Consider the following 12589-nt stretch of genomic DNA (forward strand, 5'->3'; position numbering starts at 1 on the left):
ATCAAAAAGGAATTCTAGATTTGATACCTAGAATTCCTTTTTGTTAATTTAAGACATATTTTTTAATTGCTTCTGCTACGCCGTGTTCATCATTAGACGTTGTAATGACATCAGCTGCATTTAAGACATTTTCAGTGGCATTGGCCATAGCAACACCTAAGCCTGCATATTGAATCATGGTTAAATCATTTTCATTATCCCCTAAAGCCATAACCTCAGATTGATCAATGCCTAAATAGTCTGCTAAACGTTCAACAGCAGCACCTTTGTGTACGTTTTTGTTCAGAATTTCTAAGAAATAAGGCGCACTTTTAACAACGGTATATTTTTCTAAAAAGCTTTCTGGAATTAAAGGAATAATTTCATCCAAAAAGGTAGGTTCATCAATCATCATCATTTTAATGATCGATAAATCATCGGTCATCTCTTCTGGTGTCCGATATTTTAGCGGCATATTTACTAAATATGCTTCATGGATGGTGTAAGGGCTAATGTCTCGATTGGATGTATACATCGTATCTTCAGTTTCTGTATGCAAGTGAACACCAAGTTTTCTTGCAAGTAATTCAATTTCTAAATAGTCATCGTGCGTTAATCCAAATTTTGACACGATTTCATTATTGTCGGTATGTTGTACTAGTGATCCATTATATGTGATGGCAAAATCGCCTTCTTTGAATAGATCCAACTCCGCTAATAACGGTTGAACGCCTGTAATGGGTCTGCCGGTGCATAAAACAATTTTTACACCTTGGGCTTCGGCTTGTTTTAATGCAGTGTGTACTTCAGGTGTTAATTGGTGCTGGCTGTTTAATAACGTGCCATCAATATCGATGGCAATCAGTTTAATTGACATGTTGTCCTCCTAAATATTATTCCACTAATTCGCCATTCCGAATATGACTAGCGAATAGTTGATAAGTTTCTCCAAATAAATCATAGTTGTCTTGTAACGTTTGGTCAACCATTTCTTTTGGAAAGTAGAAACGGTTGTCACCTTGAATTTGTCCAGCCAGTGCCGCAACTAGTGGACTGACTTTGGATAATTCAAGTAACGTGCCATCTTTTTGCTGTAATTCAATTTGTGTCCGATGTTTGCCAGATTTTGGACGGTAAAAATCATAAGGTAAATCAAAACTAGAATTAATAGCCGTATAGTAGACTGGATTAAAGCCTACTGTTTCAACAATTTCTTTCATCGTTATGAGTAAGTTTTCTTGTGTTTTAGGTTCAAAACGACATGATTTCAACGGTTTACGATTCAAGAAGCGTTTCGCTAAATCACTCAAAATAGGATCAGTTGTATCCAGCCAATGATTGAAATAGGTATTTAATACACCATCATCTAAGCGCAAATAATCGTCCAATGAAAAATCTTCTTTTAAAAAAGGTAACAGAAGTGGTGCAGTAGCTAAAAATGATTGTTGCTCTGTGTGATAGAGTTCATGGGCCCGATTTAATAAATGCTCCAAAACAACTTCCATACCACGTGAACTTGGGTGAAAATACACCTGTACATACATTTGATAACGACTAACAATGTAATCTTCAACAGCGTGCATGCCGTTCATCGCAAAAGAAATGCCCCCTTCATAAGGACGAATCACTCGAAGAATACGTGTTAAGTCAAAGGTACCATACTCAGTACCGGTGTAATAAGCGTCACGCAGTAAATAATCCATACGATCGGCATCTATTTGACTAGAAATCATTTGGATAACTTGGGGGTTGTGGTAAGTCTTGGTAATGACACTCGCTACTTTCTCAGGAAAACCTTCTTCGACACGATTTAAAATTTGATAAACTTCTGTATCAGGAGAAGTCAAAATTTCTACCGTAATCGCTTCATGGTCGGTATGGAAAATATGTTCAAACGTATGCGAATAAGGACCATGTCCAATGTCATGTAATAAAGCCGCACATAAGGCGATTAAACGTTCGGAATCATCCCAACCGCCTGCTCCAATTTTTTCTTTTGAATAATTCCGTTGGAAAATATCACAAATTCGACGAGTAATTTCGTATACACCTAACGAATGGGCAAAACGACTATGTTCAGCACCATGGAAGGTAAAAGAAGCAGTTCCTAGTTGTTTAATTCTTCGCAACCGTTGCACTTCTTTTGAATTAATCAAATCAAGAATCACACGATGTTGCACATGAATATAATTATGCACAGGATCACGAAAGACTTTTTCCATAGGCAATTGTTGAAATTTATAAGAAACTGTCATGTTATCCCTCCTTAATTTTGCTGTTGCGTTGATGCATGCTTGCTAATTTTTTTTCAAATAAATCTGTATACTGATAATCTGAGAGCCATTCAAAAGGTGAAATCGTTTCTTGTTCTAAAGCAAGAGCTTGCACAAAACGTGTTTTCGTTTCTGCAATTGATAAAGGTTTACCAAGCAATTCTTCAACAGTCACCATGCAAGTTGGATCGACAGGTGGGTAGCCATCCGTGCCAAATTTTTCACCCAAACTTTCCTGATAGAAATGTTGGACGACTTCTCCGCGCACATGTTGGTTGCCATTGACACTCAAATACATCATTACAGCAACGCCACTTTTTAGTCGACGTTGGGCGATACCGGCAATTTTTTTTCCATTCACACTTAAATCGTAAGTACCTGGACAATAAGAAGCCGTGATTTCATAAGCTTCAATCGTCAATTCAGGAAATGCTTGTTGCGTTAGAGCAAACATTTTTTCGTAAGCTGAATCGGTGGTTGTCTGTGCGTCTTTTGGAAAAATCAAAGAGAAATTCAAAATTCCTTCATCCGAAATAACGCCTAAGCCACCCGAATTACGAATAACTGGTACATACTGGTCGTTGATAATTGATTGGATACCTTGGGTAAAATAAGGAACCCGTGTATCTTTCATTCCTAAAATAAAGGTTTGCTCAAATTGCCAAAAGTGTACGATTGTTTGTTGTTTTTCACTAACATGTTCTGTAAAAACATCTGTTAGGGCAAAAGGTACATAAGCGGATTGTTGGGTAAAGATGGGTTGGTCAAATAATAATGTTTTCATAAAATAATTCCTTTTTTAGTTTATCTTCTTCTATTATATACGAAAATGTCATGAAAATAATTGAAAATGTTTGAATCGTTGTGTTTAATTGACAAATAACCTGAAAATGTGAACAATAATAGAAGTAAAGGGGGAACACGACGTGGATTTAACAAAAGGATTACCAGTTGCCATTCACTTGAAGACGGAAGTCAAACAAAACAATGAAACACAAGAATTTTTATTTGATTTGCAAGGACAAGTCGTTAAAATGGGTGACACCTTATATATACGTTATAAAGAAACACAAGAAGATGGGGCGTTGATACCTGTCACGCTAAAATTATCGCCAGATGGTTCAATTCAACTGATTCGATCAGGGGACATGCGTTTACGTTTAAAATTTGTTTATCGTGAAAAAGCAGACACTAGTTATCAAACACCGTATGGAGTAATGTTTTTCAGTACATATACGAAGGATCTTCATTTTAGTTTGAAAGATCAACCAACTTCTGGAAATGTATCTGTAAAGTATGACTTATTTACTGCGGGAGAAAAAATTGGTAGTTATAAGCTACTATTGGAATTTACAGCCTGATTTTTTTGTTTTTTTGTCGGAATAAATTGCTTTTTTGCTGACATTTTTGTATGATTAGGAGTAGACTGTGAAAGGAAGTGTCCTGATTGGAAATTAATGTATTTGAAGGTGTGAACAAAACCGAATTATCAATGCTTGAAGTTGCCCATGCGATTTTGTCACAAAAGGGCGATGTGATGGATTTTTCAGATTTAGTAAATGAGATTCAAACATATCTAGGAAAATCTGATAGCGAAATTCGTGATTCATTGGCACAGTTTTATACAGACTTAAATATAGATGGTAGTTTTATTTCTTTAGGAGATAATCGCTGGGGCTTGCGTTCATGGTATGCGATTGACTCAATTGATGAAGAAGTAAATCATGGCATCGATGAAGATGATGAAGATGCACCACGACGTCGCAAACGTAAAAAAGTTAATGCCTTTATTAATGATGATGAAGATGCAATTGATTATAACGATGATGATCCAGAAGATACGGATCTAACAGACGACGAAGATGACGATGACTTATTTGATGATGATGATGAAGATGAAGAAATCGCGGCATACAATTCTGATTTACAAGAAATTGGTGCAACTAGTTCGGATGACGATGAGGAAGAACTTCCAGGAAGTATTGAGGAAGACTTAACAATCATCGATGATGATGATGATTACGATGATGAGGAAGAAGAATTGTAATTATTTCAAAAAAGTACGAGTAAACAGCTTTTGTTTGCTCGTACTTTTTTTGTTTAATTATCTTTCGCAATATCTGTTTTTAATTGTCTTAAAAATAAAGTTGCTGCTTTAGGAAAGACTTGTTGTTTTTTCCAAATAAGGTATAAGTTAGCCGTTAATTGAGGAGAAAGTGGTCGAAAGCAAAGGGAATGACTGTGGTAAGTATCTATTAATTTATCTAAGCAAATCGCATACCCTACATGAGCTTCTACCATCTTTGCTGCATTGTAAAGTAAATTATACGTACATCGAATATCTAACTCATGGATATCTTGTTCAAACCATGCTGAAAATTCCCCATAACGAATAGCCTGCTGTGACATGATGAGGGGAACTTCACGTAAATCATTGGCTTGTATTTTTTTCTTAGAGGCTAACGGACTATCTGTTGGCATAAGCACACCCCACGTATCCTGAATGGGTAGCTGAATATAGTCATAATTTTTTTTATCGACAGGATCAACTACGATACCAAAATCTAAGACACCATCATCGAGTTTTTCGAAAATTGCTTCGGAGTTGCCACTAAATAAATGAAATTGAATCTGTGGATGTTTGTCAGCTAATTGTTTCACGGAGTGAGCAATTATTTTCATGGCATCGGACTCCCCACCTCCAATATGAATATCTCCTAAAACTTCTTCTGAATGTTGAAAATTAGCAACTGTTTTATCGGTTAACTGGACAATTTCTTTGGCTTTGGCAAGGAAGAAAAAACCATCACTAGTTAAAGTGACTTGTCGATGACCACGAATAAATAGCTGTGTACCTAATTCTTCTTCTAATTCACTTAATTGTCTGGAAAGAGTGGGTTGTGAGATATGTAGATTTTTGGCTGCCTCTGAAATTGTTTGGCTATTTGCCAACGCAATAAAATAGCGTAATAATCTGATTTCCATAATTATCTCCTATGCTTTCTAGTTATAATGCTTTATTTAATATAGGTATTTGATATTTTGATTTTAGCATCTTAGAATGAATTTGAATAGGTTTGTAAATAATGCGCGAACACGAAATAATAGCAAAATTCATTAGGAGGAAATAAATATGATTACAACAGAAGAATTTATTGCTTTTTTAAATACAGGAAATCCTGTCAAAGGTGGTTCCGACTACCATAAAAAAATGGTGCAATTAAGTGATGAAGCAAGGAAAGTGACGGATAAAATCAATAATACTTATCGAACACCAGAAGAATTACGTGTGCTTTTTGCGGAATTAACAGGAAAAAATATTGCAGAGTCTTTCAGTGTTTTTCCCCCATTTTATACGGATTGTGGGAAGAATTTAACTCTTGGTGAAGGTGTATTTATTAATGCAGGCTGTCATTTTCAAGATCAAGGTGGCATTACAATCGGTGAGAATAGTTTGATTGGTCACAACGTGGTCTTAGCTTCTTTGAATCATGGGTTAGCACCTCATGATCGAGGTTCGCTTTACCCAGCCCCAATTACGATTGGGAAAAATGTTTGGATCGGTTCGAATGCAACCGTCTTAGCTGGTGTCACAATCGGCGATAATGCAGTGGTTGCTGCAGGTGCTGTCGTGACCAAAGATGTGGAAAAGAATACCATTGTTGGTGGTGTACCAGCGAAATTTCTGAAAAATATTGATCAAGACTAAGAGGAAAAAAGAAACGCCGTTCGTTTTCACGAAGCTGGCGTTTCTTTTTGCGTATGGTGAGAGTGAATGTATTTATTTAGCAGGTGCTAGACCTTTAAGAAGCATTTCAGTCCATTGTTCAGTGTAAGGGGCAACTCGGTCATAGACACTCGGGTTAGAAATACCTTCAACAATCGCTTGAAAATAAACGAGTAAAAATTCATCGGAATATTTGAGATCCACTTTTCCTTCTTTTCTTCCACGGTAAAAGAGATCAAGCATCATATTCTTTGATTCCAGGATATATTTTTGCATTAAAAGTGAAATACCGCTGCCTTTTTTAGTAGTCATATATGCCATTAAATCTAAATAGAATTGATGATGAATTTTTTCGATAAAAGAGATTTTGTTTTTACTTAATGCAAGCAAGGTTTCTTCGAATGAAAGTTGTTGTTGAATAATTTGTTCAGCCTCCATAATTAATTGGTTGATATATTGTTTAAATACTTCGTGAATAATCCCTTCTTTACTACCAAAATATTTAAATAATGTTGTTTTGCCAACGTTTGCTTCTTTAGCTAGAATATCAAGTTTCATATTTTTCACACCGTGTTCGGTATTCATCAAGTCAAAAGCAGAACGTAAAATTTGTTGTTTTTTATCGTAAGTTCGTTTTTCAAATCCGTTCAAGTGAATCTATCCTTTTTTATAAAATATTTTTTTGAAAAAGTTCATAATTTTTCTTTTCTATATAATAACTTCCAAAATAAAGAATATCAAATAGAAATAGTTCATAACTTGATTTGAAAGTGATTGACGCTCTTTTTGTAGGAGAATATAATCAATTTGTAAATGAACTTTAGTTGAATTAAGAAAAGTAAAGGGGTCTCGAATCATTCAAGCAATAAGTAGAGAGCACGTTACTCTAAACTGGAAAGCACGTTACAAATAATAATTAAAGGAGTTTTGTGTGATGACAGAAGTTGTGAAGATTCAAGGATTACAGAAAAAATTTGGCAAAACACTGGCTTTATCTGATGTTACTTTTTCAGTCAATGCAGGTGAAGTCGTGGGATTTATCGGTCCGAATGGTGCGGGGAAATCGACCACGATTCGAACCTTATTAGGGATTATTAATCGAAATGCCGGCGATGTACAAATATTTGGCAAAGATGTCTGGAAAGAAAGTTTAGACATTCATAAAAAAATCTCTTACGTCCCAGGCGACGTGGCTTTATGGGGGAGTCTGACAGGTGGCGAAATCATTGATTTATTTATGAAATTGCACGGTCACGGTGACAAGCAAAAACGGGATGAATTAATTCGTCGTTTTGAACTAGATCCTAAGAAAAAATCAAAAAGTTATTCAAAAGGGAATCGTCAAAAAGTGGGCTTGATTGCTGCTTTAGCTGTCGAATCGGAATTATATATTTTCGATGAACCGACGTCAGGTTTGGATCCTCTGATGGAAGCTATTTTTCAAGAAGAAGTCGAAAAGTTAAAAGCAGCTGGTAAAGCTGTTTTGCTTTCTTCGCACATTTTGAGTGAAGTCGAACGATTAGCCGATCGAGTGGTTATTATTCGTAAAGGTAAAATTGTCGAAACGGGAACCCTAAGTGAGTTGCGACATTTAACTCGCGCAACAATCACAGCAACTACCCAACAGCCTATTCAACCATTAAAAACATTGCCAGGTGTTCATGATTTTGTGGAATTATCAGAACACCAAGCAACTTTCTCAGTCGATAACCAAGAGATTAACAATCTGCTTGTGCAAGCGACGGCTTTGGGCGTAGTTAGTTTTGAGTCAGTACCTCCTACGTTGGAAGATTTGTTTATGCGTCATTATGAGAGCGTCTAGAAAGAGGAGGGAAACTACATGTCAGAACAATTTGCTGGTTGGACGATTTTATTTAGACAATATTTAAAACGTGATTGGAAGAAAATCATTCTTTGGGTCATCGGTTTAAGTATATTTTGTGGAGGGTTTATTCCAGCTTTTGAAGAAATTGCTAAAGGACAAGGTTTGATTGGAATGTTTGAGACCTTAAAGAATCCAGCAATGATTTCAATGGTTGGCCCTACACCAGTGAAAGAAGCGAGTGATTATACAGTTGGGGCAATGTACGCACATGAGATGTTGTTGTTTTGCGGTGTCTTTGCCATGATTTTATCCGGTCTTCATGTGATTGGTCATACCAGAAAAGAAGAAGATTTAGGTATAGTTGAATTGGTTCGATCATTCCGTGTGGGACGCTTAGCGAATTCACTAGCGGTAGTAAAAGAAACGATTACTATTAATTTATTGTTAGTGATTGTCACAAGTAGTATGATGATGAGTTTTAATATTGAAGGCATTGATTGGGAAGGAAGTTTATTATTTAGCATATCGATTGGGATGGCTGGGGTAATCGGTGCGGTAATTGCCTTAGTTTTTGCTCAACTTATGCCGACTTCAGCAGGTGCAAATGGCGGTATGTTGAGTGTAATCGGCTTGTTATATATTTTAAGAGCAGGGACCGATGTTTCTAATTTAGATTTCAGCCGTTATAATCCGATGTCATGGATGTATCTGACCTATCCATTTACAGAAAATAACTGGTGGTTCATCCTTGTGGCTTTTGGATTTGTTATCGTGTTATTTTTAGTTGGTCTATTATTAGAGAATTTTAGAGATATGGGGGCAGGTTATCTTCCAGAGCGTTTGGGAAGAGCAGAAGCCAAATCATCTTTATTATCTGTTCGTGGACTACTTGTCCAAATCAGTCGTGGTACGATAATTAGTTGGCTGGTTGGCTATGTAATTATGGGCGCTGTTTACGGTTCAATTTACGGTGATATGAATACGTTTCTTTCGAGTAACGAATTGATTGAACAAATGTTTCGTCAATCGGGTGTTTCTATTGAAGAATCATTCACTGCAACCATTATGTCTGTCTTGATTCTTCTAGTGATTATTTTACCTGTCCTATTGGTAAATAAATTATTTGCAGAAGAAACCAAATTACGTTTTAGCCAAATTTTTGCAACGAAAGTGACACGAGGACAATTATTTTGGACGACAATTGGTTTAGCAATTGTATCTGGTATAGTAGGTATTCTTTTAACTACTGGAGACCTAGGTGCATCAGCGTTAGCTTCTGTTGATGGTGAGTCACAATTGACATTCATCGATTTCATTGCTGCGGGATTTAATTTCTTACCGGTTATCTTATTTTTTGTTGGCTTAGCTGCGGTGTTTTTAGGTTGGTTACCAAAATGGAATAAAGTTGTTTATGTTTATTTGTTCTATACGTTCATGTTGAGTTATTTTGGTGGCATTTTAGATTTGCCAGAATGGTTTAGTAAGACAGCTATTTTGAATTGGGTACCAACTATGCCAACGGAATCGTTTGATTTTACAGTATTTATTAGTATTTCTCTTATCGGTTGTCTATTGATGATAATTGGCTTTTATGGTTATCGCAAAAGAGATCTGCTTGAGGGAGAATAAAGAGGAAAACCATTAGCTTGCTAGTGGTTTTTTCATGCTGTTGTACGAAAGATGCTTCAATATTTAAAAATATAGCGTTAACATGTTTATAAAAATTGTGTATTCCTTTATACTATGGATAGAAAATAGTCTATGTCATTGATTCGATTTTCTTACTTAAGTGTCTAGTGCGAATGTGATGCTCCCAGAAAATCCCTAGAAGACTCGCACCAAAAATAAACGTTTAAATGAAAAAGTGATGAGTAAGTAGTTGCGATTATATTCGATTTATAATTAAAAGATATGGTTGAGCGATGCATATCGAAAATAAGTAGAAGTTTTCCTTTATTTACTTGAAAATCGCAGTTATGCTCTTGTAGGGAGCATATGGATTGAAATTTCTAATGCTGCGATTTCACTTTCTCGCGCTCCAGGTTATGCTCTTGTAGGGAGCATATGGATTGAAATATAATGCCATTTGTACGACGACCAGCCGAACCACGTTATGCTCTTGTAGGGAGCATATGGATTGAAATAAAATGTAGAGCAAATCAACGTGAAAGTTCGTGCCAGTTATGCTCTTGTAGGGAGCATATGGATTGAAATGATACTTAGCCAAAGAAATGCAAGCTAATATGCGGTTATGCTCTTGTAGGGAGCATATGGATTGAAATGCTAAAATATTAGACGAGCAACGCGCCAGCAACGGTTATGCTCTTGTAGGGAGCATATGGATTGAAATCTCGACCTGGCGCTCAAAACGTGCTTTTTCCTCTGTTATGCTCTTGTAGGGAGCATATGGATTGAAATAGTTGGAGGCTAGTAAATAATGCAATCAGAACAATCGTTATGCTCTTGTAGGGAGCATATGGATTGAAATCGAGATATTAATAACGACAAATATATTATATCAAAGTTATGCTCTTGTAGGGAGCATATGGATTGAAATAAGTAAATTGTCATTGATACGACTAATTTCCTTATGTTATGCTCTTGTAGGGAGCATATGGATTGAAATTTGTAAACGGTGATACAGAAGCTACTCTCAAACGGTTATGCTCTTGTAGGGAGCATATGGATTGAAATTTCGAATAATGCACCGTGATTTTTTCAATTCGCTTATACTCTTGTATAAGTGCAACCGAGTTATTCGGGCGAAGAAAGAAATATATCCATCATTTCAATCCATGCACTCATAAAGAGTATATTGATTGCACAGTCATGTGTTCTCGTTTATTTACCACAACAAAAGGGAGCGAACTAATTTAATTAGCTCGCTCCCTGTTTTTTAACTTACTTTTCTTTTGGAATTGTTAATTGATTACACTCAATACGCAATCCGATACCATTTTGCGCTTTTCTAATAATTGAAGTATACTGTAATCAACTGAAAGTACGCATCCTAAGGGAATCGAACCCCTGTCTTGAGAACCGGAATCTCACGTGATATCCACTACACTAAGGATGCTGAATACTTTACATAGTTTAGCGGACTTTTAGAAAAAAAACAAGGAGAAATATATATGAAATTTCAACAGCAGTTTTCTCAACAACAAAAACAAACACAAAAACTAGCAATGACTCAAAAATTACAACAATCCATCCAAGTCTTACAATTTACCACTGAAGAACTCGTAGATTTTATTGATAACGCTTCACTAGAAAACCCATTATTAGATATTATTCCACCAAACTATACTTCAAGTTATTCCAAACCGCGAAGCTCAACAGGGACAGAAATCAATTACCTCAATCAGATTCCTGATAATCAGATATCATTATTTGAATATTTAATTGATCAAATCCATTTGAATTATCGAGATACTTATTTACGATCATTGGTACTGTACTTGGTTGAATATATTGACTTGAACGGCTTTCTCACAATTGATTTAGAAGAAGCTGTCACTCAAACTGGTGGGACACCGATTCAATTATTAGATGCTTTAACCTTAATTCAACAGTTAGACCCAGCAGGAGTTGGTGCACGAAATTTGCAGGAATGCTTAATGCTGCAAACCGAGCGTGATAACTATGCACCTCCAATGGCATATATTATTTTAGAAGAATGTTTTACAGAATTAGTTGAACGAAAATGGGAGACTATTGCTAAGAAATTTGCCATTGCTTTACCAGACGTTCAGAAAGTATTTGATTATATTCAAACATTAACACCCACGCCTGGATCAGCATTCGGTTCCACTGATGGTTTGTATATTATCCCTGATTTAACTGTTAAAGTAACTGATAATCAAGTGACCGTATTTTCTAATCGTAGTGGGGCACCCGAAATTAAATTTCAACAAAATTATTTTGAACAAATGGAAAAAAGTGGTGATCCAGAAGTATTAAAATATCTGAAAGAAAAGAAACAAGATTTTGAATGGTTGAAAAAAACTGTCGAACAACGAGGAGACACAATCTATAATGTCGGTAAAGAAATCGTTAAACGTCAGCAAGACTTCTTTTTACAAAAAGAACACCCTATTAAACCACTTATTTTAAAAGATATTTCAGAAGTATTAGACATTCATGAATCAACGGTGAGTCGTGCAGTGAATGGGAAATATCTAGAAACTGATTTTGGTGTATTTGAATTAAAAAGTTTTTTTAGCCAAAAATTAAGTTCTGAAGAAGGCGTAGACCGTTCAACCAATGACGTGAAAAATCGATTGAAACAATTAGTAGATAGTGAAGATAAGAAGAAGCCGTTATCGGATCAAAAACTGGTGACATTATTAAATGACGAAGGTATTGAAGTTTCCCGAAGAACCGTTGCGAAATATCGTGACGCACTTAAAATCCCTAGCTCTACTAAAAGAAAAAGATACGACGAATAATCAAAAAAGCGACTATAGACAAAATCCAAATGGATGCTTCCTATAGTCGCTTTTTATACGCTTGTAATTCATGCACTCATAAAGAGTGCAACCTAAAGATGGTGTGGGAACTAAAATCCCCGATTATTTCAATCCATGCACTCATAAAGAGTGCAACCTTCTTCATCTGTAACGTCTCCATCGCCACTTACAAATTTCAATCCATGCACTCATAAAGAGTGCAACATTAATTGCCACACACGTTGATGATGATGTATCGATTTCAATCCATGCACTCATAAAGAGTGCAACGGCGATTTTTTAGTAAAATAAGAAAAAACTTCTACTTATTTTCGAT

11 protein-coding genes, 1 tRNA gene and 1 CRISPR repeat array are annotated in these 12589 nt (G+C 35.9%); of the genes, 6 read left to right on the forward strand and 6 right to left on the reverse strand.

The window, feature by feature from the left end:
- Window positions 1-43 precede the first annotated feature (43 nt).
- The 3 genes from yidA to BAU17_RS03610 are packed head-to-tail and all read right to left on the reverse strand — an operon-like array spanning window position 44 to window position 3036.
- On the reverse strand, window positions 44-856 hold the full coding sequence (gene yidA, locus BAU17_RS03600; protein ID WP_161901457.1) for a sugar-phosphatase: 813 nt from the start codon (window positions 854-856) through the stop codon (window positions 44-46).
- A 16-nt stretch (window positions 857-872) separates the two neighbouring features.
- Window positions 873-2234 (reverse strand): HD domain-containing protein, encoded by a 1362-nt coding sequence (locus tag BAU17_RS03605; protein WP_161901458.1) that lies wholly within the window; start codon window positions 2232-2234, stop codon window positions 873-875.
- A 1-nt stretch (window position 2235) separates the two neighbouring features.
- On the reverse strand, window positions 2236-3036 hold the full coding sequence (locus BAU17_RS03610; protein ID WP_161901459.1) for a lipoate--protein ligase family protein: 801 nt from the start codon (window positions 3034-3036) through the stop codon (window positions 2236-2238).
- Between the two features lie 142 nt (window positions 3037-3178).
- On the opposite strand from BAU17_RS03610, the gene BAU17_RS03615 reads away from it, so the two are divergent.
- Window positions 3179-3613, forward strand: coding sequence for a YwiB family protein (locus tag BAU17_RS03615; RefSeq protein ID WP_161901460.1), 435 nt, complete (start codon window positions 3179-3181; stop codon window positions 3611-3613).
- 86 nt (window positions 3614-3699) lie between these two features.
- Complete coding sequence (gene rpoE / locus BAU17_RS03620) at window positions 3700-4299, forward strand: DNA-directed RNA polymerase subunit delta (protein ID WP_161901461.1); 600 nt, start codon at window positions 3700-3702, stop codon at window positions 4297-4299.
- Between the two features lie 53 nt (window positions 4300-4352).
- Here rpoE and BAU17_RS03625 read toward each other — a convergent pair whose 3' ends face one another.
- The gene (locus BAU17_RS03625) at window positions 4353-5237 is read right to left on the reverse strand and encodes a LysR family transcriptional regulator (protein WP_161901462.1); all 885 of its coding nucleotides are present in this window, start codon (window positions 5235-5237) and stop codon (window positions 4353-4355) included.
- Between the two features lie 148 nt (window positions 5238-5385).
- Here BAU17_RS03625 and BAU17_RS03630 point away from each other — a divergent pair, with 148 nt between their 5' ends.
- On the forward strand, window positions 5386-5961 hold the full coding sequence (locus tag BAU17_RS03630) for a DapH/DapD/GlmU-related protein (protein WP_161901463.1): 576 nt from the start codon (window positions 5386-5388) through the stop codon (window positions 5959-5961).
- A gap of 72 nt (window positions 5962-6033) precedes the next feature.
- On the opposite strand, the gene BAU17_RS03635 is transcribed toward BAU17_RS03630, so the two are convergent.
- On the reverse strand, window positions 6034-6630 hold the full coding sequence (locus BAU17_RS03635; protein WP_161901464.1) for a TetR/AcrR family transcriptional regulator: 597 nt from the start codon (window positions 6628-6630) through the stop codon (window positions 6034-6036).
- A gap of 283 nt (window positions 6631-6913) precedes the next feature.
- Between BAU17_RS03635 and BAU17_RS03640 the strand changes: the two genes are divergently transcribed.
- Together BAU17_RS03640 and BAU17_RS03645 are read left to right on the forward strand one after the other, a co-directional pair.
- Entirely contained in the window at window positions 6914-7801 is an 888-nt protein-coding gene (locus BAU17_RS03640; RefSeq protein WP_161901465.1) for an ABC transporter ATP-binding protein, read from the forward strand.
- Between the two features lie 18 nt (window positions 7802-7819).
- The gene (locus BAU17_RS03645) at window positions 7820-9433 is read left to right on the forward strand and encodes an ABC transporter permease (protein ID WP_161901466.1); all 1614 of its coding nucleotides are present in this window, start codon (window positions 7820-7822) and stop codon (window positions 9431-9433) included.
- A gap of 344 nt (window positions 9434-9777) precedes the next feature.
- Window positions 9778-10498: direct repeats of the CRISPR family, unit length 34 nt; unit sequence GTTATGCTCTTGTAGGGAGCATATGGATTGAAAT.
- A 310-nt stretch (window positions 10499-10808) separates the two neighbouring features.
- On the opposite strand, the gene BAU17_RS03650 is transcribed toward BAU17_RS03645, so the two are convergent.
- Window positions 10809-10880, reverse strand: a tRNA-Arg gene (locus BAU17_RS03650).
- A gap of 55 nt (window positions 10881-10935) precedes the next feature.
- On the opposite strand from BAU17_RS03650, the gene rpoN reads away from it, so the two are divergent.
- Window positions 10936-12252 (forward strand): RNA polymerase factor sigma-54, encoded by a 1317-nt coding sequence (gene rpoN, locus BAU17_RS03655; protein ID WP_161901467.1) that lies wholly within the window; start codon window positions 10936-10938, stop codon window positions 12250-12252.
- Window positions 12253-12589 lie beyond the last annotated feature (337 nt).

The sequence above is a fragment of the Candidatus Enterococcus willemsii genome (genome assembly GCF_009933335.1).
GTDB classification, from domain to species: Bacteria; Bacillota; Bacilli; order Lactobacillales; family Enterococcaceae; genus Enterococcus_F; species Enterococcus_F willemsii.

Coding starts and splice junctions, on each gene's coding strand:
- yidA (WP_161901457.1), bottom strand. CDS start 856: ATGTCAATTAAACTGATTGCCATCGATATTGATGGCACGTTATTAAAC.
- BAU17_RS03605 (WP_161901458.1), bottom strand. CDS start 2,234: ATGACAGTTTCTTATAAATTTCAACAATTGCCTATGGAAAAAGTCTTT.
- BAU17_RS03610 (WP_161901459.1), bottom strand. CDS start 3,036: ATGAAAACATTATTATTTGACCAACCCATCTTTACCCAACAATCCGCT.
- BAU17_RS03625 (WP_161901462.1), bottom strand. CDS start 5,237: ATGGAAATCAGATTATTACGCTATTTTATTGCGTTGGCAAATAGCCAA.
- BAU17_RS03630 (WP_161901463.1), top strand. CDS start 5,386: ATGATTACAACAGAAGAATTTATTGCTTTTTTAAATACAGGAAATCCT.
- BAU17_RS03640 (WP_161901465.1), top strand. CDS start 6,914: ATGACAGAAGTTGTGAAGATTCAAGGATTACAGAAAAAATTTGGCAAA.
- BAU17_RS03645 (WP_161901466.1), top strand. CDS start 7,820: ATGTCAGAACAATTTGCTGGTTGGACGATTTTATTTAGACAATATTTA.
- rpoN (WP_161901467.1), top strand. CDS start 10,936: ATGAAATTTCAACAGCAGTTTTCTCAACAACAAAAACAAACACAAAAA.